This is a genomic window from Bradyrhizobium sp. 14AA, assembly GCF_054185205.1.
The window spans coordinates 964113-980772 of the sequence record NZ_JAVAYM010000001.1 but is presented as its reverse complement, the minus strand read 5'-3'; the positions used below and the strand labels follow the sequence as shown (position 1 = coordinate 980772).

The window sequence follows — 16660 nt, the reverse complement described above, 5'->3', positions numbered from 1 at the left end:
AGCATGCAGCTCCCTAGCCCGCCGCCGCGACCTCCAACGGCAGCGGCACGTCCTTCGCAACGCCCAGCACCGGGAAGCTGCGGACGTTCTTGACGTTCGGCATAGCGGCGAAATGCAGCAGTTGCTGGCGCATGCTCTCGACGCTCGGCGCCACGCATCTCAGGAGATAGTCGGTATCGCCCGAAATCCGCCAGCACTGCTGGATGCGCGGGATCGCGCCGATCGAGCTCTCGAATGCTTCCAGCACTGGCTGGGCCTGGCTGCCGAGCTGGATCGAGACGAACGACACCACCTCACAACCGAGCAGCCGCTCGTCGATGACGGCGCGGACCGCCCGGATCACGCCACGGCTGAACAGCGATTTCAGCCGCCGCAGGCAGTTGGGTGCGGACACGCCGACGCGCAGCGCCAGCTCGTTGTTGCGAACCCGCCCATCCTGCTGCAGCTCGGATAATATCCTCAGATCGACGCCGTCGATCTGGTCACGCCCCGCCATAGCCCACCCCGTCATGGTCGTGTCATGGCGCCAGCGAAGCACGCGGGGGAATTGATGCCAAGGGCTGCCCCGGGATACGGCGCTATCGCGTACGAGTGGAATGCCGTGTCCCGGCCATCCACGAGTTTTCACACAGCTCCAAAACGTGGATGCCCGGGACAAGCCCGGGCATGACGAGCGAATCGCGTCAAATGAAGTCGGAGCGGCCAGCGCCGCCCCTTAATGCGTCCAGGGCTCGCCGCGGCGGAACGAGAAATTGTCGGCATAGGCGACCGGGCGGCGGATCGAATCCTGGGGCTCGATGACCTGGTAGGCGATGCCCTTGCGCTCGCAATAGGCGACCGCCTCGTCCTTGCTGTGGAAGCGCAGCGTGATCTGCTGCTTCATGTCGCCGGACGAGGTCCAGCCCATCAGCGGCTCGACCGCGCGCGGCTGCTCCGGCTCGTAGTCCAGCTGCCACTCCTTGGTCTTGGACCGGCCGGATTGCATCGCGTTCTTGGCGGGCTTGAAAATGCGTGCGGTCATTTGGCTGTCCGGCCCCTCGTCTTTTACGTTCGATTTCGATGCGTCACGGTAGCAGTTGGTGCAAACCTCAGGGATAGTATAGAGACACCGGTCGGGAACTGATCGGTGATTCCGGCCCCCCGGCACCCTCGCCGACGGTATAGTCATTATGCTGCACCGTGACAATTGCGTACCCGCCTTCCGCGCCGGGATCCCGCCCGGCGGCACTGCCTCGCTGACGCCTGCGTATCCGTCCCCTCCGAAAGTCCCGTCGCATGGCCTTCCTGAACATCAATGCCACGCTCCCTGAAAAAGGCCGTGACCTCCGGCTCGACCTGTTTCGCGGCGTCGCGAACTGGGCGATCTTCCTCGACCACATCCCCGACAACGTCGTGAACTGGATCACGACGCGCAATTACGGCTTTTCCGACGCCGCCGACCTGTTCGTCTTCATCTCCGGCTACACCGCCTCCTTCGTCTATGCGCGCATGATGCTGGACCGCGGCTTCCTGGTCGGCGCCACGCGGCTGACCAAGCGGGTCTGGCAGCTCTACGTCGCCCACATCATCCTGTTCGTGATCTACATCGCCTCGATCAGCTATCTGGCGCTGCGCTTCGGCGATTCCGAGATGATCAACGAGTTCAACGTTGCCGGCCTCGTCGACAACGCCACCGAGACGCTGCGCCAGGGCCTGTTCCTGCGCTTCAAGCCGCTCAATCTCGACGTGCTGCCGCTCTACATCGTGCTGATGGGACTGTTTCCGCCGGTGCTGTGGTTCATGCTGCGCAAGCCCGATTTGACGATGGTGCTGTCGATCGTGCTGTGGCTCGCCGCCCGCCATTTCGGCTGGAATCTCACCGCCTATCCGGCCGGACAATGGTACTTCAATCCCTATTGCTGGCAGGTGCTGTTCGTGTTCGGCGCCTGGTGCGCCATGGGTGGCGCGCGGCGGTCGATGACGCTGATCAATTCGCCTGTTACGCTGTGGTTCTGCCTCGGATATCTCCTGTTCGCACTGGTCATGACCATGGCCGGCCGCTTTCCGACCTTCGGCGGCATGTTCCCCGAATGGCTGTTCTCGGCCTTCAACCCCAACGACAAGACCAACCTAGCGCCCTACCGCTTCCTCCATTTCGTCGTGATCGTGATCCTGGTGATCCGCTTCGTGCCGAAGGAGTGGCCGGGACTGGAATGGAAGGTGTTCGATCCCCTGATCGTGTGCGGCCAGCAATCGCTCGCCGTGTTCTGCGTCGGCGTGTTCCTGTCCTTCGTCGGCCATTTCGAGCTGTCGATGAGCTCGGGCTCGCTGTTCGCGCAGATCTTCGTCAGCGTCGCCGGCATCGCGATCATGACGACGGTGGCCTATTACATTTCCTGGTCGAAGAAGCAGGACAAGCCGCTGAAGCCGCCACCGCCCAAGCCTGCTGCCGCGGCAAAGGCCGCCTGAGTTGGCGGCAGCGAACCGCGCCGGACGGCAGCGAAACCGCGCCGGACGGCAGCGATGCCGCCTCAGGCCGCTTCTTCGCCGTCGAACTCGGTGAATCTCCTGTAGATCCAGTCGCGGCCGTCGTGGCGGCGCCAGACCTTGCCGACCACGAGCTGCCCGTTGATCGAGCGGCGCGGCACGATCACGGTCCAGAGGTGCCAGATCTCGGTCCAGCTCGAAAGCGGACCGACGGTTCGGGCGTTGCGATCGAAAGACATGACACAGGACTCACAGGATACGAACGCCGCGACGAACTGTGATCTTGCATGAGCACGGATTGTAGGCAGCCCATCGCGAGCCGGGACCGATCTGATAACAGTCACCGGGGCGGCCGCAACAAGCGCCCGCCCTTAACCTAACCGATCAACCTTACTTCCGGTGACGGGGCGGCGAGACCGGTTGAAAGCGGGCGCCGAGTTTTCTAGACTGGATGCGCGATTTGAGAATGAGCGCGCCGTTTGAGGATGCGCCGTGTTTTTGAACTGACCCGAATTTTGAAAACCGAAATTTTGAAGCCAATACACTTGCCGGGACGAACCACAATGAATTTGCAATATCCCTGTTTGCGCCTGGCGCTGCGTTCGACGCCGCCTGCGCGGATCACGAGGACGCCGGCTCAAGAGCCGCCGCAGGCCGCCAATGACAACCAGATCGTCTGGCCGTTCGTCCCGTTTCCGGCCGGCTGGCACGCCTCGAGCTGATCGGCTCCGCCTGAAAAGCGCAACGCCGCTCAAGCGGAATATCATCGCTTGGCGGCGTCCGTTTAGGCATTGGGCGCTGAAATCCCCAACAGAGATATGTCTATCGCGACGTCCAAAGGTTCGATGAAGCTTTGGTAATTCTGCGCAAGTTCGTTCAAAGGCCGGCGCTTGCGCTGGACGCCGCCTGGGCATTGGCACTCAGCGCGCCCTGGGCGTTGTAGGTCTGCCCCGCCTGATTGCCCTGATTGTCTTGTTTGCTCGCCGAGGTCTGGACCTCGGTTGTGCCGTCGGAATAGGTGATCGTCGTCGTGGTGATGCCGCCAACAGTGGTTGAGACCTCGCTGACGATGGTCTTGGCCGAGCCGCCGCCTCCCGACCCCGAGCTGCCACCGGCCGATTGCGCGGACGACGTCTCCGATGTCGCTGACGTCGAGGACGTCGCCGAGCTCGATGATGTCGCGGAGGACGACGTTGCGGCGGTCGACGGAGACGTCGTCACCGCCGCACTGGTGGAAGCAATCGCGCTGATCGACATGAGGACCTCGCCTGAAGGGGGCTCGAAGGACATTCGAGGCGCCGCACCGATCGCGCGCCCTCTCCTTCAACGCAGCGAGCGCGCTAGGCAGGCGCTCGATGCGAGAAAAATCCTTGGCCAGGTACGGATTTCCGCTCGTGGCAGCGCAACCAATTTCCGCGCCGCGAGTTGCAGCTTTTGCCCGCCTGTCCGGGGTGGCATCCGCGCGTCCGCATGGACGGCCGGATCGCCTCACGTCCGTGTGAGCTGGAGCGCGGCGGGTGAATTTTCGCGAGCGAGCCGAGACCAACAAACAGCAGGCCGCAAGGCAAGGGGGCGATGTGAGCCAGATCGATACGACCGAGAAACTCGAAGGCACGCCGGAGGCCGAAAGCTCGCTGCTGGCGCTCTGCGGGCTCGGCGTGGCCGGGATCGTCATGCTGGGCTGGATCTGCGCCCTCGCCTGGATCGCCTGGCGTCTCGCCGACTGGCTGCTGTTCTGACGCCAGAAACGGCCGACCTCGATCACATCAACGCAGGGCTCGCAACACTCCGAACTCTCGCATTGGTTGCGCTCGGGCCGGGACGATGACGGAACGGCGCAAGCGCCGCGTCAGACCCGAAGTGAAAAGCAGAGGAAATTCAACGTCGGGACTGGTCGGGGCAGCTGGATTCGAACCAACGACCTGCAGTACCCAAAACTGCCGCGCTACCAGGCTGCGCTATACCCCGAATGTCCAGCGAGCCCCGTCGATACACGCTTCCAAAGGCGCCAGCAAGCTTACAAACCGGCGCCAGCAAGGCTGGCAATGCCCTCGCCGCCGGCCCTATTTGCTGCCGAACAACGGGTGGCCGACGCGGTCACCGGGCCGGATTCCGTATTTCTGCGCCGTGCCCGCCACCACCTCCAGCACGGCCCGGGCGGGCCCTTGCGACGAGATGATCTTCGTCGACATCGGCTCGGTATTCTCGGCGATGCGCAGGATGCGGCCGTCGGCGCGGATGAAGATCATGTCGAGCGAGACATAGGTGTTCTTCATCCACATCGACACTTCCTGCTCGGGATTGAAATCGAACAGCATGCCTTTGCCGTCGGCCAATTCCTTGCGGTACATCAGGCCGGTCTGCTTCTCCTGCTCCGTCGTCGCCATCTCGACCGAGAACACCTGCACGCCGTTCCTGGTGACGATCTCGAGCGGCTGGAAGCTGGCGGCGTGGACAAGTCCGCTCGCGAGTGCAACGCCGGCAACAACGAGGATGGCGGCAAGCCAGCCCTTTGCAACGGACCAGACAGCCTTTCGATCAGAATTCATGGGGACACTCGGGGCGTGGAACTGGAGCAGTCCTTACGCGGCGGTCGCCGGAAAAGCCAGAGGCGCGCCGGTCTGCCAGCGCGCCTCTGCTCACGATTGCGGGAATTGGAAAGCTAGTGCGACTGCAATCCCGGCGAGCCCGTCTCGGGATGGATTTCTGCCGCCATCATGCCCTTCGAGCCGGGCCCGAAGCGGACCAGAACATATTGGCCGGGGCGCAGCTCGGTCATGCCGAACCGGCGCAGCGTCTCCATGTGCACGAAGATGTCTGGCGTACCCTCGCCGCAGGTCAGGAAGCCGAAGCCGCGCAGCCGGTTGAACCATTTGACCTGAGCCCGCTCCAGCCCGCTGGTCGGAGTGACCGTGACGTGGGTGCGCGGCGGCAGCATCTGCGCCGGATGGATCGCGGTCGACTCGTCCATCGAGACCACGCGGAACGCCTGGTAGCCCTTGGCGCGCTGGATGCACTCGACGACGATGCGGGCGCCCTCGTAAGCCGTCTGGAAGCCGTCGCGCCTAAGCACGGTAACGTGCAGGAGCACGTCGGGCCAGCCATTGTCGGGAACGATGAAGCCGTAGCCCTTTGAGGCGTCGAACCATTTGATGACGCCGTGAACCTCGACGAGGTTGGCGCTGCCCTCACCTAGTCCGGTGAAGGGGCTGAGCGCACTCTCGCGACCGGCGCCGCCGTGTTCGCCCACCGCGGGAACTCCGATCTTCTTGGACTCAAATCCGTCCGACGACCCCATAACCCCGGACCCCACACTGCCATGCAACCCGCCACATTGGCGGCGCTCGAATCACGCGTCTTAAGAGAATGTTCTCAATTCGACGCGACGCGAATCTTTCGACTCAAAAGATAACACTCCCGGTTGCGAGGCATAGATAAAAAAGAGATTCGCCGGAACCTATGAACAGCTTGCACAGCCGCGAATCAAACTAACGCCTCAATTGCCGACGAAGGGTCCGAGCGTTTCGCCGATGTCGTGGTGGATCACGAGGTCGGCGATGTCGTCCTGCTCGGTCGGCTCGCGGTTGATGATCACCAAACGAGCACCGGCGTTCTTCGCCATCATCGGAAAGCCCGCCGCAGGCCACACCACCAGCGAAGAACCGATCGCGATGAAGAGGTTGCAGGCTCGCGCCAGCGCGGTTGCACGCTGCATTTCATCGTCCGGCATCATCTGACCGAATGAGATCGTGGCGGTCTTCACCGGTTCACCGCAGTCGATGCAGTCGGGCGCGGCGCCCTCCTCGATGAAACGGCGCTTCACCCAGTCGAGCTGATAGACCTGCCCACATCCGATGCAGCGCGCATAAGTGGTATTTCCGTGAAGTTCAATCACGTGCTCGGCGGCAACGCCCGAGGCCTGGTGCAGATTGTCGATGTTCTGGGTGATGACGGCGGGAACCTTGCCGGCGCGATAGAGCGAGGCGAGCGCGCGATGGCCGCGTCCTGGCTTCGCCGCGGCGAAGACCTCCTCCATCGCGAAGCGACGGCGCCATGATTCGTCCCGCGCCGACTGGCTGGCGACGAATTCGTCGAACTGGATCGGACGGTTGCGCGTCCAAATTCCACCCGGCGAGCGGAAGTCGGGAATGCCGCATTCGGTCGAGATGCCGGCGCCGGTGAACGGCACGATGACTCTTGCTTCGGCGATCATGTCGCCGAGCCGTTCGACGCCGCTGTGAAGATCCGGTGCAATCATGGCGGCCCCCGATTCGTTTTGCGCCTGGCTGCGACATGCACAAGCGGCAAGATTGTTGACGCTCTTATCCACTGCCGCGCAAGACGTGGTCGGCAATTTTTTCCGACCTTCGCATATCACAATCCTGCAATGCCTCCTCCCCATTGACGCCCCATTCGGAAGCGCCAATGCATATGCGAATGCGACTCAAGACGATGCGGCGGCAATGCTTGAGTTCAGTGAAGTGAACCCGAGGGGATGGTCATGACCGAAGACGAAGAACGCAAAGCCCGTGAGCGCGACGAGATCGCCGCCCGTGTTGCCGCCTTCCGCGCCACGCAGGAAAAATTCAAGCGCGAGCGTGAAGAATATTTCGTGTCGACACTCGAGAATGCCCGCAAGGTCGAACGGCCCTCGCTCTGGCCGTAACACCGCGTCTGATCACCACACGTGAAAAAAGCCCGGAGCATCGCTCCGGGCTTTTCGCATTGTTCAGCCGTCACCAGTGACGGTAATAGTGGTGCCGGTAGTACGGCCCGCCGCCGTAATAGGCGTAGGAACCAGGTCCGTAGTAATAGCCGGGGCCGTCGTAATAGCCGTAGCCCGGACCGTAATAGCCGTACGGATGGGACGCCGCGACCGCGCCTGCGGTGATCGCGCCGGCGGCGAGACCGAATGCGAGGCCCGGCCCGATGCCGCGACCACGCGCCTGCGCAGGCGCTGCGACTGCGGTCACGCCCACGGCTGCGACGGTGGCCAGAACTGCCAGTGTCTTCTTCATGCTTTCCTCCTTCCGTATCTCGCAGGGGTAACGACGGACAGCTGCGATGGTTGCGCGCGGCGCGGAACCGGCGGCGATCAAAAAAATCCGCCGCAGCGGGGGAACGAAACCGCCTCGCGTGGATTGAACCTGCAAGTGCGGAAGCCTCCGCCATCCGGGTTGAGGCAACAGCACGAAGACCCCGTCAGCATCTCCGCGATGCTGGCGGGGTTTTCAATTTCAGGGAAGCAAATGGCAGCAGACGATAAGGGTTGCCAACGGGGCGGAGGAACGAGGAGGAAAGATTGCCGATATCCGCTTTGCTGGCCCGCATCCGCAGGCTCGTTCCGAGATCCGACGACAGGCATTACGACGAGATCGTCCGCAATTTCAGCGTCGGCACGCTGCGTCCGCCGCCGACGCCGATGAGCGACGGCGAGCTGGCGCGGGCCATTGCCGAATTCCTCAAGGAACGGCCCTCCAGCGAGTCCGTTGCGAGCCTTGGCCGGCGGCTCGACCCCTCCTCGCCGCTCTGAAACGGATTCTTTTCGGCTGCGGGGAACCAGGCTTGCGCGCGGACGTTGAGTCCGTCTTCAGTTGAGTGAGGCCCGACATGCCCGCGTGGCTTGAAGTTTTGCTGAACCTGTCCGGCTATGCCGGCTTCGTGGCGCTCGCCTCGCGCGGCGGCTGCGACCGCGCGCGTGCCGAGGACCGCCTCTACGGCGACGAGCGCTAAAGCATGATCCGGACCCGAAGGGCCGCGTTAGCGCAAAGTGCGCAGCGGTTTTCCGAAAAGATCATGCTCAAACAATAACCTAAAGCGCGATGACGATTCATCCCAACTTCATCGCGCCTTAGTTGGCGTGCGGCGCCTGCCCGGCGGTGCGCACCAGCCTGTCGGCCTTGACCGCGACGCGCGTGTCCTCGAGCTGCGGGCGCAGCGAGAAGCTGATCACCACGAAGGCGAGACAGAAGAGCGTGCCGACGATGGCGACGCGCCGGTAGGTCGGCCGGTCGCCTTGATAAAAGGACGGTTCTGAAAAAGGTGTCATGAGAAAACTGCTTCTTGGCAAAGTCGTTCTTGTCTTTGCCGACACACCTATCCCAAGCAGCGCCAAGCGCAACGCGATTGGGCTTTTAACCTAACCGAATAGGGTTATCCGCTTCCCTGCAAGCTTTCGTTAGGACTTGCGCAGCGCTTCGGATCGCAGCCGAGCAGTCTCGGTCAGGTGCGAGCACCGACGCCGAGCACCGACGCCGAGCACCGACGTCATGGCGCGCGGTTCGCCGGCCGGGTTTGTTCCAGCTTCGACGGCATTTCGTTCTCGAAGAACGAATCGGAATCGAAGAAACCGGCGCGGAGCAGGTCTTAACGCAAGGTATCGATTGCACGCGACGAACGCACGATCACATCGCCTCTTCCGACGTCGATCGCGGTGGCACCGGCGGCACCGACGGCTTGCCCTTGCGCAAGCGCGGATGGCGGTCGTGCGAGAAGACCTTGGCGATCTCGACGAACATCTCGACGAACCAGCCCGCATCCATGTCGCTCTCCCACGGCCCGATGTCGTACGCGAGACGACACGACAGGACCGTGCGAGGCATCACGCTGTCTCGTTTCGACACGCGCGTTCGCATCGAGATCGACAGGCGCGGCTTGTTCTGCATCCGACTCCATTTCGTTCTCGAGGAACGAATCGGAGTCGAAAAAATCGGCGGGATGCGAGTCCTAACGATCGGTGAAAGCGCGCGTCGTCGGATGCGATCGCGCTTGCGAATGTCCGCCGGCGCTCCTCCAGCCGCGCTCGCCTCGAGCCGCTCCCGTCACGCCGCGCGCTTCACGCCGCGCGCTTGGCTTTGCCGTTCTCGGAAAAGCATTCCAGGATCTGGATGCGGAGCTCTTCTGCGGCCGGGCCCTCGAGCTTCCGGAGCTGATTCCAGAGCCTGATCACTTCGCGCTGTTTTTCGATGGTCATGGGTCACCTCCAAGGATGACTCACTAGAACAAAATGAGAACAAAAAGTCCAGCCCTCCCCCTCGAAAATGCACGGGGATATCGTTTTGAACTTTTTCGGCGCTGCGCGGACCCATGGAGGCTGGGGATTTCAGCGCCCAGTCAATTCGCAGCGCCGCCTGACGAGCATATTCCGTCATCGCGGCGCTGTTGCTTTTTGGATTTTCAACCTTAAGTTAGAAGGCGATCTTCGTTTTTGAGATGGCTGGCGGCCAGGCGCTGAAATCCCATCGCCGTCAGCGAGAAGGCCCCGTGCGCAAGCGCGGGGTTTTTCTTTTCGGCCGACGTTGCTTCCGCCGTTGAACCTTTTGCACGCTGGCGCGTCCTATTGGATGAAGCGTCCCCAAGCTTCGTCCCCCAAGAAGACCCCGCTTCCCCCAGGCGGGGTTTTCGCTTTTTGCGGCCTCGACGTCGCCGCAGAAGCGTCGCGGCGCTTCGCGCAGGAAGCGGCCGCAACGCTACAGCCTGCCTCTTAGACCGAGTCCTTGGCCACCTTCAGCGGCGAGGCTTTCACCGACTTGCTCGCGGGCTTTGCCGCGAACTGCATCGGCTCCTTGGTGAAGGGGTTGACGCCCATGCGGGCTTCGGTGGCGGGCTTGTTCACCACCGACATCTTCACGAAGCCGGGAATGACGAACTCGCCGGACTCGTTGAGCTCCTTGTATCCGACCGTCGCCATGTACTCGATCACCGACTTCACGTCGTTCTTCGAAAGCTGCGTGCCCTCGGCAATTGCATCGATCAATTGAGTTTTCGTCATCTTCGCCATGTCTGAATTCCTTTTGTGCGAGCGAGCAAACTTTGCTGAGGACGCGGCCTGAACCGCGCGGGCGCGCTCCTGATTCATGCCCGAGGTCATGAAGTGACCGGGCTTAGAGCCCATCAAGTCCGGAAATGCAAGCCGCCGTTCAGTGTATGTTCCGCACTTCCTTTGCAGAGCGCCGCCGCGTTTTGGACCGAATTTTCCGGAACGGATCATCATCCACGGCATCGACCGTAGTGGCAGTAGCCCGCCGCGTCGCGTTTGGGTGAAACCTGTGATCGGCCTTCCGTCGTTCAGACTTCAGTAACCCAACGGCCTCAATCTCGCGTCAGTATCGTTGCGTTGGAGTACCCACAGTGCTGGATTTTAACGAGCTGCGCGAACTCGCGGCGGATGTTCGTGTTTTCATCGACGTCGCCGAAGACAAGGCCGAAGCGCTCCGCGCCGTGATCGCGGCGTATGACGTGGTGCTGGCGATCTTCCCGTCCGAAGAAGGCATGGGCCTCCACGTCATCAAGGGCAAAGAGATCCTGGACGGGATCGCAAACTCGCGGAGCCACGCGGTCTACAGCCACACCGCCATCGCGGTTCCCGACCTGCAACATGCACAAGCGCTGAAATACCTGACCGCTCCCGTCGAACAACGGGTCGCAGCGTAAGTCCAGCCGCCCGCTGCACCAGCCGGGCGCACGGAGACCAACTCGAGCAGACGCGAGGAAGCTTTCGCGAGACCGCCGCCAGGCGCGGTGAGCGGCGGCCTCGCCTCTTGCCGGGGCTATGAGTGAGAGATCAGCCGCCCGGCGGCTTGTAGGACGAGCGCAGCTTGGCTGCGTTCTGCCGCACATGCTTGATCTCGTCCTGCGTGAACAGCCGCGTCAGCTTCACGTTCTGCAAGGTACCGGCCGTGACGGTCAGGCCGGAAATGGCAGGCGCCGCGCTCGGATCGGGCACGTCGAAAATCACGAGAACGCCGGGGCCGTCGGCCGCAACGCTGTACATCGAGACCAGCTTTCCGCCGGCCGCCTCGATCAGCTTCGCCGCGGCTTCCTGACGATTGGTCGTCGGGTTTTCCAGAATGGCATTGAGAGCGCGCGGCGTGTATTGCCCTGTGAGACAGAAATGCATGGCTGACTCCGTTCTGAAATGAAGACGCTCGTCGCGACGCTGACCGTCACGACGATGGGATCTGAAAAATGATGGAGTACATTGCCCGCCGTGGGCATAAACGCCGCCAGGTACTGACGAGGTTTCGGCACACCTCGTTGGCGGCTCACCTGCACGATACATCAGCGGGCGCGTGCGTGAAAGGCGATTTCGCGGGCGGTCGATGCAACGCGGGCGAGATGTCGCACCATCGCCAAACGCGCGACGACAAGGATCGTGTCAACCGATCGATGCGATGGCAGCAAGGTACCGTCGAACGCGTCGCGACATTGCCGATGACGCTTCAGTGCGCGATCAGCGAAGCCGATTTGGATCTGCAGCGGAAGCCCATGATGCAAGCTCCATGACAGCGGCAGCGCGATGGCCTACGCAACCGTCGTCCGATGGCGCGTTGCGTGAACGCGGGCGTCATCGCATCATTTGGGCTTGCCCGCGGCGCGGCTCTTGCACATGGCGAGACTGTTCCAGCGACGGGCCGAGGCATCGGCGCCGTCACCATTGAAGCCGCCTTTGGCTTCCTCGGCTTTGCAGCAGGCTTGCGAGAAACCTGCCTGCAGGCAGAGCGCCATGCTGCCGGCGGCATCGGCCGCGCCAATCGACGCGGCCGTGAGCAGCAAGGCTGCGAGCAGCTTCATGTCGGCCGCTCCGCCTAGCGCTTGTAGGTATCGAAATTGCCGTCCTTCTTGCCGACCTCCCGCGCCTGCTTGGTCGAGATGCCGTCACGGCAGGCGATGTAGGACTGGACCTGCGCGTTCGTCCCCGCACGACGTGCCCGCCACATCTCGGGTGTGAACCCGTTCTTGGCCATGCATTCGACCGCGTGAGGGGTGCTGTTGGAGGCCGCGTGAGCGGGGATGCTGGCCAATGACAAAACTATCGTGGAAATGCTGAAAAGAACTTTCACTTATCCTCCCGATGGCTGGCTATTGTTGCTTGCAGACGAAGGGCGTTCCGTTGGACGTTCGTCCCGTGACCGTCTTGCCCTTTTTGGTCACCGGATAGTTGTTGCCTCTCTCATAGGGCGACAGATGGATGTAGGCGGTATCGCCGCCGGCGTAATTGCCCGACACGATGTTCTTGGCAGAGCATGTCCAGGCCTCGGCCTGCGCACTGCCGCTCATGGCAACGAAGACAAATGCGAGCAACCCCAGGCGCCCCATCATTTCGAATTCCCCCCAGTCGAGAGCAATACGATAGCGGACGCCGCCGAAACCACAAGTGGTCGTTGCCGGAGCGCTCAATTTTCGCGCGGTCAAGCCAGGCACCGGTCACGAGACCGCACCTGTCGCGTCCGCCGTGTCGGCCTCATGACGATCACGCCAAGCCCGACTGGCAGGATGCTCCCGCTGTTGTATGGTCGGATGTATCTCGCGAGGGGCCGATGAAGATTGCCATTGTTGTCGCCGGCTTGATCGTTGTTGCCATTGCCGCCCTCGTGGCGATCCAGCCCGGCTTTTTGAAGCCCGCATCGCTGGCCAGCGTGAAAAAGTCCGACATTCTCGGCTTTTCGCCCGGGATGACATTCGAGGAGACGAACAAGCTCATCACGCAGCGCCGCTACCGCTGCCGCCAGGTTCGCGATTCCTACACTCTCGAATGCGCGGTCGATGGCGCCAAGGTCACGATCGACAGCGATGATGTCGATGCCAGGCATCCGATCTGGCGCGTCAATGCGGAGCTGACCAATCCGGGGCCGCAAGACGCGGCCGTCAAATCGATCTCCGACCAGTTCAACGCCCAGCCGACCAGGGACGCCCGCGAGGGATGGATATGGATCGTCGGCCGCGGCTTGAGGCTGAGCTACGACGGCGCCGCGTTGAAGCTCGTGGACGAGGCTGAAGAGGCCCGGCGCAGCAAGGACGGATCAAGGCGCTAGTGCGCGCGATGCGATGCCATTGAAATCCGCCGGGATCATTCACTCCCGCATGTCCCTGGTCGCGAAGTGACATCCAAACGCCACCATGGCCAGGGTAAACGACGAGCCGAGCAGGACGCGGAGGACGAGTTCAGTCTTTTCGCTCACATACCTGACGTCGTGCCGGTGCGCGTAGCGTTCAGGATGCGCGGCATCAGGCTGCTGCGGCGAACTCGTCAAAAGCACCAGCCACGCGACGGTGCCGCAAAGCGCAGCAATCCTCGCAATCTTTCCGAGCCGTTGCAGCCAGCGCTTCATGTCGCCCGCAGCACTTTTACAGCGCCGAGAATGGCGAAAGCTTCGAAACCATAGATGAGCGCATTCACGAGCCAGGAAATAGCGACGCCTGCGAAGGTGGAGCCTCCGGCCGCTCCCCAGAAAAAATACGCTGCGGTGATGCCAGGCCACTCCAGCGAAAGATAAGCGAAGTCGGTGAGCGGCTCGATGACGAGAAGCGTCAACGAGATGAGCGCCCCGATGGCCAATGCAATGATGAGGTTCGTCTTCACGGAGGGCATCAAAGACCCAGCAAGCCGGCGATCACAGGAATGAGGAAATAGGCGGCGATCCCGAGCAGGCCACCGACGACAAAGCGTGCAGCGCGGCCGTGAATCTTCGTATCGAGCCACGCACAAACGGCCACCGCAGCCTGTCTCAGCCAGCTACCGACGAGGCCTCTGACGAGATCGAACAGGAGTTCTGCAAAGAATGCGGCCATGGCGTTTAGTCGCCCCATCTCTGGCGGGGTTCAACTGCCCAGGGTGGTGCCTGTGCACTAAATTCATCGGCCATCGCCCGGCCGGCTCTGCGGCTTCAGTCCACGCTTAGCGGACGCGCCAATTGAGTGCTTACCGCATGGTTTGCGTGCCGTGCGACCGGCATGTTAATCCGATGGACCAACCGAGACGATTCATGACACGCAAGAATGTCTATCCGTTCGCACTCGCAGTCCTGATGTTCGCAGGTTCGGCCCATTTTTCGATGTTCGTCACGTGGCTGGGATTTCCCGACGGATTCATGTCTCAGCTCGATCGCGCCGAGCAGCAATTGGCCATCTGCCTGACCTGGTTCAGCCTCGCCTTCGGGATCGGATTCCTTGGCCTCGGCGCATGGTCATTCCGTGCAGATGTGAGGAAGCCGCTGATATATGCGAGTATCCTCGTCCTGCTCGTTGCTGCCGGCTCTGTTGTGCTTGATCTGCATTTTCGAAGCTACATGATGGACAGCGCTGGCGGCTGAACGTCAGTATGGTGCGAGCGACAGTGCATTCAATCCATTCTCCGTCGCCCGCCTGCTGCCATTGCGGTGACAGTGCACTCAATTGTTCTCGCCGCGGCTGAGCCGCCGGCGCTCCTGTCGCCGCAATTCCGATAGGTCCACGCTTGGCGGACAGCGCCAATTGAGTGCACTGTCACGGTAATTTAGTTCACTGTTAGGCACAGGAATAGCGTGATTTGGAGCCGCATCGCCGTCAAGGTTTCCGAAGCTCAGTCAATGGCCTCGCATACAGCTCATTCGCTTTGGCCTCGAAATCTTCTTTCTTGGAGTACTTATCGAGGAAATCTGCTGCCTCAGTGGTGTAACCGCCCTTCATCACACAGCCGGTATAGATGCGAAGCACGTCTTGCGCGAACCGTCGGGTGATCTCCAAGTCTTCCTCATCCATCCACTCACTTGGACGAGGGGTCTCGCGCTCCAGCTCCGCTTTCATATCGTAAGTATAGAGGCGCTCGAAAGGATTTTGCCCCCCTTCGCGACGGACCCACTTCGTATAGCCTTCCGAGTGTTTCTCGCGTGCGCCAACGAAAGCTGGCTGCTCTGATCTTGCTCGCTCCACCAGGGCCGTATAGCGAAGGCCACCGTATGCCTCAATGGTCCGAGAGAATATCTGATACAAATCGAAACCGATGATACGCACGATGGGACGGACAACATCCTCCCGCTCATCCGACGCCAAATTAAGGTCCAAAAGCTGCTTCTCGATCTCATCTAGCTGAGCTTTCTTTTCTTTGGCCGTTGGCGAGGCCATCCGGTTTCCCCAAGCCAACTGGCTATAGATTGCCTTTGCGCTATTCATCGAGATACGTCGTAGCTGCGCTATCGACATTTGAGCCTGGTCAAGTTGCTCCTTGAGTTCTACTTGAACCTCCCAAACCTTGAATGTCTTCACCTGCGACAGGAAGACAAACACACCGCACATTATCCCTGTCACGAGCAAGATGCTCGCCGAACCATATTTTTCGTGCCAACCTTGGAAAACGCAGAGGAGCAATGATATTGCACCTAGCCCAAAACAAACGAACGTGAAGAGCTCGCGGAGTTTTTCCATTTCCTCTGACACCGATTGCCCCAACAAAAAAGCCGAGACTTTTGTCCCGGATAACCATAGGTAGCAGATTTGGGTAGTGGGTACTAGCTGAGAACCAGCTAGCGGACCTAGTCACTTCCGTGCCAAGAAAAAAAGGACTGCATCAGAAACAATTGAGCGCCGGTCCCTTTTTTGACGCGAGCTGGCTGCGATATAGATCCTGGACCTTCTGAAAGACGTCCACTCCCTTTCCGGGATCGATGCTCGCGAAATCTTCAAGAGTTAGCCTGGCCTCAACCAGGTCTGAAATCACTTTGGTGCCATATCTTCCGTCGTAGTAGTAATTTTCCGGATACTTGCAGTACATGTCGTAGTAGGCGAGAAATCCGACGATGGCGGCTTTGCCAAGAAGCTCCTCCGTCGGTTTGGCGGGCGTGAACGGCTTGTCAAAGGCCGCCTGGATGATCGGACTTCTGCTCTCTTTGCGAATCCTTTTCGCGATCATCTCAGCCAGCTCGCCCTTTTCGAGCACCAACACTCCGCGCTTGGACTTGTCGTCCTTGTCTGTAAAGGAGCACACAAGTCCCGCAGCACTGTGCGCACAGACATAATGCTCGAGATCGAATCCACGGTCCTTCGCCGGATCATCGATATCCCGATAGAAGCCGTCGTAAACGGTATGAGTCGCCTCGAGCATCGAGGTCAGCGCCGACTGTGCGAATTTCTTGTCCTCATTGTCGTCCGAAACCTTGGCAGCCGCGAACAGGCTGGTGAGCAATGCGGCAAACATCAAGAGAGCCTTTACGCCGTCTCCCGGCTCTTTCCAGAGAATACCCAACCACGCGACGAGGCAGGTGACCGCAATCGCAAGATAGTCCATCAAGCTTTCCTTTCTCGATTGCCGGTGTCGATATTGTCGGCAATGGCATCGATCGGTATGGCACGCGTAGCTCGAGGTTTTGGTTCAGCTCTTCCTCTTCGCCGCGGTACGGCCTTTCGAGCTGTCCTTGGGGCCGCCTGGATAGTCACCATC

At 61.1% G+C, this 16660-nt stretch carries 31 protein-coding genes and 1 tRNA gene; 10 read left to right on the top strand and 22 right to left on the bottom strand.

From position 1 onward, the window contains the following. Positions 1–13: 13 nt before the first annotated feature. Together RAD15_RS04690 and RAD15_RS04685 are read right to left on the bottom strand one after the other, a co-directional pair. Entirely contained in the window at positions 14–496 is a 483-nt protein-coding gene (locus RAD15_RS04690; protein WP_458175039.1) for an Lrp/AsnC family transcriptional regulator, read from the bottom strand. Positions 497–715: 219 nt separating this feature from the next. Further along, positions 716–1021: an ETC complex I subunit gene (locus tag RAD15_RS04685; protein WP_458174810.1), complete on the bottom strand. Its 306-nt coding sequence runs from the start codon at positions 1019–1021 to the stop codon at positions 716–718. 254 nt (positions 1022–1275) lie between these two features. Here RAD15_RS04685 and RAD15_RS04680 point away from each other — a divergent pair, with 254 nt between their 5' ends. Beyond that, on the top strand, positions 1276–2448 hold the full coding sequence (locus RAD15_RS04680) for an OpgC domain-containing protein (protein WP_458174808.1): 1173 nt from the start codon (positions 1276–1278) through the stop codon (positions 2446–2448). Between the two features lie 62 nt (positions 2449–2510). Here RAD15_RS04680 and RAD15_RS04675 read toward each other — a convergent pair whose 3' ends face one another. Beyond that, positions 2511–2705, bottom strand: coding sequence for a hypothetical protein (locus tag RAD15_RS04675; RefSeq protein WP_458174807.1), 195 nt, complete (start codon positions 2703–2705; stop codon positions 2511–2513). 324 nt (positions 2706–3029) lie between these two features. Here RAD15_RS04675 and RAD15_RS04670 point away from each other — a divergent pair, with 324 nt between their 5' ends. Next, positions 3030–3188: a hypothetical protein gene (locus RAD15_RS04670; RefSeq protein ID WP_458174805.1), complete on the top strand. Its 159-nt coding sequence runs from the start codon at positions 3030–3032 to the stop codon at positions 3186–3188. 154 nt (positions 3189–3342) lie between these two features. Here RAD15_RS04670 and RAD15_RS04665 read toward each other — a convergent pair whose 3' ends face one another. Then, the gene (locus tag RAD15_RS04665) at positions 3343–3723 is read right to left on the bottom strand and encodes a hypothetical protein (RefSeq protein WP_458174803.1); all 381 of its coding nucleotides are present in this window, start codon (positions 3721–3723) and stop codon (positions 3343–3345) included. 260 nt (positions 3724–3983) lie between these two features. Between RAD15_RS04665 and RAD15_RS04660 the strand changes: the two genes are divergently transcribed. Continuing rightward, positions 3984–4205, top strand: coding sequence for an RNA-binding protein (locus RAD15_RS04660; RefSeq protein ID WP_458174801.1), 222 nt, complete (start codon positions 3984–3986; stop codon positions 4203–4205). A 152-nt stretch (positions 4206–4357) separates the two neighbouring features. On the opposite strand, the gene RAD15_RS04655 is transcribed toward RAD15_RS04660, so the two are convergent. The 4 genes from RAD15_RS04655 to RAD15_RS04640 form a co-directional block, all read right to left on the bottom strand. After that, a tRNA-Pro gene (locus RAD15_RS04655) sits at positions 4358–4434 on the bottom strand. A 95-nt stretch (positions 4435–4529) separates the two neighbouring features. Further along, positions 4530–5015, bottom strand: coding sequence for a DUF192 domain-containing protein (locus tag RAD15_RS04650; RefSeq protein ID WP_458174799.1), 486 nt, complete (start codon positions 5013–5015; stop codon positions 4530–4532). Positions 5016–5128: 113 nt separating this feature from the next. Continuing rightward, positions 5129–5764 carry a cold-shock protein gene (locus RAD15_RS04645; protein WP_458174797.1) on the bottom strand — a complete coding sequence of 212 codons (636 nt, stop codon included), beginning with the start codon at positions 5762–5764 and terminating at the stop codon, positions 5129–5131. A 198-nt stretch (positions 5765–5962) separates the two neighbouring features. Further along, entirely contained in the window at positions 5963–6724 is a 762-nt protein-coding gene (locus RAD15_RS04640; RefSeq protein WP_458174795.1) for an SIR2 family NAD-dependent protein deacylase, read from the bottom strand. A gap of 243 nt (positions 6725–6967) precedes the next feature. Between RAD15_RS04640 and RAD15_RS04635 the strand changes: the two genes are divergently transcribed. Then, positions 6968–7132, top strand: a complete 165-nt coding sequence (locus RAD15_RS04635; RefSeq protein WP_162832225.1) for a hypothetical protein — start codon at positions 6968–6970, stop codon at positions 7130–7132. A gap of 70 nt (positions 7133–7202) precedes the next feature. On the opposite strand, the gene RAD15_RS04630 is transcribed toward RAD15_RS04635, so the two are convergent. Beyond that, the gene (locus RAD15_RS04630; protein ID WP_458174793.1) at positions 7203–7484 is read right to left on the bottom strand and encodes a hypothetical protein; all 282 of its coding nucleotides are present in this window, start codon (positions 7482–7484) and stop codon (positions 7203–7205) included. Between the two features lie 284 nt (positions 7485–7768). On the opposite strand from RAD15_RS04630, the gene RAD15_RS04625 reads away from it, so the two are divergent. Together RAD15_RS04625 and RAD15_RS04620 are read left to right on the top strand one after the other, a co-directional pair. Then, positions 7769–7999 (top strand): hypothetical protein, encoded by a 231-nt coding sequence (locus RAD15_RS04625; protein WP_458174791.1) that lies wholly within the window; start codon positions 7769–7771, stop codon positions 7997–7999. A gap of 77 nt (positions 8000–8076) precedes the next feature. Continuing rightward, positions 8077–8199, top strand: a complete 123-nt coding sequence (locus tag RAD15_RS04620) for a hypothetical protein (RefSeq protein WP_458174789.1) — start codon at positions 8077–8079, stop codon at positions 8197–8199. 118 nt (positions 8200–8317) lie between these two features. Here the strand turns inward: RAD15_RS04620 and RAD15_RS04615 are convergent, their stop codons facing one another. From RAD15_RS04615 to RAD15_RS04600, 4 genes are all read right to left on the bottom strand, one after another. After that, complete coding sequence (locus tag RAD15_RS04615; RefSeq protein WP_458174787.1) at positions 8318–8515, bottom strand: hypothetical protein; 198 nt, start codon at positions 8513–8515, stop codon at positions 8318–8320. Positions 8516–8870: 355 nt separating this feature from the next. Continuing rightward, on the bottom strand, positions 8871–9068 hold the full coding sequence (locus RAD15_RS04610) for a hypothetical protein (protein ID WP_458174785.1): 198 nt from the start codon (positions 9066–9068) through the stop codon (positions 8871–8873). 233 nt (positions 9069–9301) lie between these two features. After that, positions 9302–9439: a hypothetical protein gene (locus RAD15_RS04605; protein ID WP_458174783.1), complete on the bottom strand. Its 138-nt coding sequence runs from the start codon at positions 9437–9439 to the stop codon at positions 9302–9304. Positions 9440–9949: 510 nt separating this feature from the next. After that, complete coding sequence (locus tag RAD15_RS04600) at positions 9950–10246, bottom strand: HU family DNA-binding protein (RefSeq protein ID WP_007591377.1); 297 nt, start codon at positions 10244–10246, stop codon at positions 9950–9952. Positions 10247–10596: 350 nt separating this feature from the next. Here RAD15_RS04600 and RAD15_RS04595 point away from each other — a divergent pair, with 350 nt between their 5' ends. Further along, positions 10597–10899 carry a hypothetical protein gene (locus tag RAD15_RS04595; protein WP_458174781.1) on the top strand — a complete coding sequence of 101 codons (303 nt, stop codon included), beginning with the start codon at positions 10597–10599 and terminating at the stop codon, positions 10897–10899. A 130-nt stretch (positions 10900–11029) separates the two neighbouring features. Here the strand turns inward: RAD15_RS04595 and RAD15_RS04590 are convergent, their stop codons facing one another. Beyond that, the gene (locus RAD15_RS04590) at positions 11030–11365 is read right to left on the bottom strand and encodes a GYD domain-containing protein (RefSeq protein ID WP_458174779.1); all 336 of its coding nucleotides are present in this window, start codon (positions 11363–11365) and stop codon (positions 11030–11032) included. Positions 11366–11433: 68 nt separating this feature from the next. Between RAD15_RS04590 and RAD15_RS04585 the strand changes: the two genes are divergently transcribed. Further along, positions 11434–11751, top strand: a complete 318-nt coding sequence (locus tag RAD15_RS04585; protein ID WP_458174777.1) for a hypothetical protein — start codon at positions 11434–11436, stop codon at positions 11749–11751. A 69-nt stretch (positions 11752–11820) separates the two neighbouring features. Here RAD15_RS04585 and RAD15_RS04580 read toward each other — a convergent pair whose 3' ends face one another. The 3 genes from RAD15_RS04580 to RAD15_RS04570 all read right to left on the bottom strand — a co-directional run bounded on the left by RAD15_RS04580 (position 11821) and on the right by RAD15_RS04570 (position 12660). Further along, positions 11821–12039: a hypothetical protein gene (locus tag RAD15_RS04580; protein ID WP_458174775.1), complete on the bottom strand. Its 219-nt coding sequence runs from the start codon at positions 12037–12039 to the stop codon at positions 11821–11823. A 14-nt stretch (positions 12040–12053) separates the two neighbouring features. After that, positions 12054–12212, bottom strand: a complete 159-nt coding sequence (locus RAD15_RS04575; RefSeq protein WP_458174773.1) for a hypothetical protein — start codon at positions 12210–12212, stop codon at positions 12054–12056. Between the two features lie 115 nt (positions 12213–12327). Beyond that, positions 12328–12660 (bottom strand): hypothetical protein, encoded by a 333-nt coding sequence (locus RAD15_RS04570; protein ID WP_458174771.1) that lies wholly within the window; start codon positions 12658–12660, stop codon positions 12328–12330. A gap of 125 nt (positions 12661–12785) precedes the next feature. Here RAD15_RS04570 and RAD15_RS04565 point away from each other — a divergent pair, with 125 nt between their 5' ends. Continuing rightward, positions 12786–13280, top strand: a complete 495-nt coding sequence (locus RAD15_RS04565) for a hypothetical protein (RefSeq protein ID WP_458174769.1) — start codon at positions 12786–12788, stop codon at positions 13278–13280. A gap of 39 nt (positions 13281–13319) precedes the next feature. Here the strand turns inward: RAD15_RS04565 and RAD15_RS04560 are convergent, their stop codons facing one another. Genes RAD15_RS04560 through RAD15_RS04550 form a run of 3 tightly spaced genes read right to left on the bottom strand, consistent with a single transcriptional unit; the run spans position 13320 to position 14037 of the window. Beyond that, positions 13320–13577, bottom strand: a complete 258-nt coding sequence (locus tag RAD15_RS04560; RefSeq protein WP_458174767.1) for a hypothetical protein — start codon at positions 13575–13577, stop codon at positions 13320–13322. Beyond that, complete coding sequence (locus RAD15_RS04555; protein ID WP_458174765.1) at positions 13574–13837, bottom strand: hypothetical protein; 264 nt, start codon at positions 13835–13837, stop codon at positions 13574–13576. The genes RAD15_RS04560 and RAD15_RS04555 overlap by 4 nt, the downstream gene beginning before the upstream one ends. After that, positions 13837–14037 carry a hypothetical protein gene (locus RAD15_RS04550; RefSeq protein ID WP_458174763.1) on the bottom strand — a complete coding sequence of 67 codons (201 nt, stop codon included), beginning with the start codon at positions 14035–14037 and terminating at the stop codon, positions 13837–13839. The genes RAD15_RS04555 and RAD15_RS04550 overlap by 1 nt, the downstream gene beginning before the upstream one ends. 122 nt (positions 14038–14159) lie before the next feature. Here RAD15_RS04550 and RAD15_RS04545 point away from each other — a divergent pair, with 122 nt between their 5' ends. Next, positions 14160–14558, top strand: coding sequence for a hypothetical protein (locus RAD15_RS04545; RefSeq protein ID WP_458174761.1), 399 nt, complete (start codon positions 14160–14162; stop codon positions 14556–14558). Between the two features lie 232 nt (positions 14559–14790). On the opposite strand, the gene RAD15_RS04540 is transcribed toward RAD15_RS04545, so the two are convergent. Together RAD15_RS04540 and RAD15_RS04535 are read right to left on the bottom strand one after the other, a co-directional pair. Beyond that, positions 14791–15648, bottom strand: a complete 858-nt coding sequence (locus RAD15_RS04540; protein ID WP_458174759.1) for a hypothetical protein — start codon at positions 15646–15648, stop codon at positions 14791–14793. Positions 15649–15790: 142 nt separating this feature from the next. Further along, positions 15791–16507 carry a hypothetical protein gene (locus RAD15_RS04535; RefSeq protein WP_458174757.1) on the bottom strand — a complete coding sequence of 239 codons (717 nt, stop codon included), beginning with the start codon at positions 16505–16507 and terminating at the stop codon, positions 15791–15793. Positions 16508–16660: the final 153 nt, after the last annotated feature.

Excerpts from the sequence above, each read along its gene's own strand:
- RAD15_RS04690 (WP_458175039.1), bottom strand. The coding sequence starts at position 496 with ATGGCGGGGCGTGACCAGATCGACGGCGTCGATCTGAGGATATTATCC.
- RAD15_RS04685 (WP_458174810.1), bottom strand. The coding sequence starts at position 1,021 with ATGACCGCACGCATTTTCAAGCCCGCCAAGAACGCGATGCAATCCGGC.
- RAD15_RS04680 (WP_458174808.1), top strand. The coding sequence starts at position 1,276 with ATGGCCTTCCTGAACATCAATGCCACGCTCCCTGAAAAAGGCCGTGAC.
- RAD15_RS04675 (WP_458174807.1), bottom strand. The coding sequence starts at position 2,705 with ATGTCTTTCGATCGCAACGCCCGAACCGTCGGTCCGCTTTCGAGCTGG.
- RAD15_RS04670 (WP_458174805.1), top strand. The coding sequence starts at position 3,030 with ATGAATTTGCAATATCCCTGTTTGCGCCTGGCGCTGCGTTCGACGCCG.
- RAD15_RS04665 (WP_458174803.1), bottom strand. The coding sequence starts at position 3,723 with ATGTCGATCAGCGCGATTGCTTCCACCAGTGCGGCGGTGACGACGTCT.
- RAD15_RS04650 (WP_458174799.1), bottom strand. The coding sequence starts at position 5,015 with ATGAATTCTGATCGAAAGGCTGTCTGGTCCGTTGCAAAGGGCTGGCTT.
- RAD15_RS04645 (WP_458174797.1), bottom strand. The coding sequence starts at position 5,764 with ATGGGGTCGTCGGACGGATTTGAGTCCAAGAAGATCGGAGTTCCCGCG.
- RAD15_RS04640 (WP_458174795.1), bottom strand. The coding sequence starts at position 6,724 with ATGATTGCACCGGATCTTCACAGCGGCGTCGAACGGCTCGGCGACATG.
- RAD15_RS04635 (WP_162832225.1), top strand. The coding sequence starts at position 6,968 with ATGACCGAAGACGAAGAACGCAAAGCCCGTGAGCGCGACGAGATCGCC.
- RAD15_RS04630 (WP_458174793.1), bottom strand. The coding sequence starts at position 7,484 with ATGAAGAAGACACTGGCAGTTCTGGCCACCGTCGCAGCCGTGGGCGTG.
- RAD15_RS04620 (WP_458174789.1), top strand. The coding sequence starts at position 8,077 with ATGCCCGCGTGGCTTGAAGTTTTGCTGAACCTGTCCGGCTATGCCGGC.
- RAD15_RS04615 (WP_458174787.1), bottom strand. The coding sequence starts at position 8,515 with ATGACACCTTTTTCAGAACCGTCCTTTTATCAAGGCGACCGGCCGACC.
- RAD15_RS04610 (WP_458174785.1), bottom strand. The coding sequence starts at position 9,068 with ATGCCTCGCACGGTCCTGTCGTGTCGTCTCGCGTACGACATCGGGCCG.
- RAD15_RS04605 (WP_458174783.1), bottom strand. The coding sequence starts at position 9,439 with ATGACCATCGAAAAACAGCGCGAAGTGATCAGGCTCTGGAATCAGCTC.
- RAD15_RS04600 (WP_007591377.1), bottom strand. The coding sequence starts at position 10,246 with ATGGCGAAGATGACGAAAACTCAATTGATCGATGCAATTGCCGAGGGC.
- RAD15_RS04590 (WP_458174779.1), bottom strand. The coding sequence starts at position 11,365 with ATGCATTTCTGTCTCACAGGGCAATACACGCCGCGCGCTCTCAATGCC.
- RAD15_RS04585 (WP_458174777.1), top strand. The coding sequence starts at position 11,434 with ATGATGGAGTACATTGCCCGCCGTGGGCATAAACGCCGCCAGGTACTG.
- RAD15_RS04580 (WP_458174775.1), bottom strand. The coding sequence starts at position 12,039 with ATGAAGCTGCTCGCAGCCTTGCTGCTCACGGCCGCGTCGATTGGCGCG.
- RAD15_RS04575 (WP_458174773.1), bottom strand. The coding sequence starts at position 12,212 with ATGGCCAAGAACGGGTTCACACCCGAGATGTGGCGGGCACGTCGTGCG.
- RAD15_RS04565 (WP_458174769.1), top strand. The coding sequence starts at position 12,786 with ATGAAGATTGCCATTGTTGTCGCCGGCTTGATCGTTGTTGCCATTGCC.
- RAD15_RS04560 (WP_458174767.1), bottom strand. The coding sequence starts at position 13,577 with ATGAAGCGCTGGCTGCAACGGCTCGGAAAGATTGCGAGGATTGCTGCG.
- RAD15_RS04555 (WP_458174765.1), bottom strand. The coding sequence starts at position 13,837 with ATGCCCTCCGTGAAGACGAACCTCATCATTGCATTGGCCATCGGGGCG.
- RAD15_RS04550 (WP_458174763.1), bottom strand. The coding sequence starts at position 14,037 with ATGGCCGCATTCTTTGCAGAACTCCTGTTCGATCTCGTCAGAGGCCTC.
- RAD15_RS04540 (WP_458174759.1), bottom strand. The coding sequence starts at position 15,648 with ATGGAAAAACTCCGCGAGCTCTTCACGTTCGTTTGTTTTGGGCTAGGT.
- RAD15_RS04535 (WP_458174757.1), bottom strand. The coding sequence starts at position 16,507 with ATGGACTATCTTGCGATTGCGGTCACCTGCCTCGTCGCGTGGTTGGGT.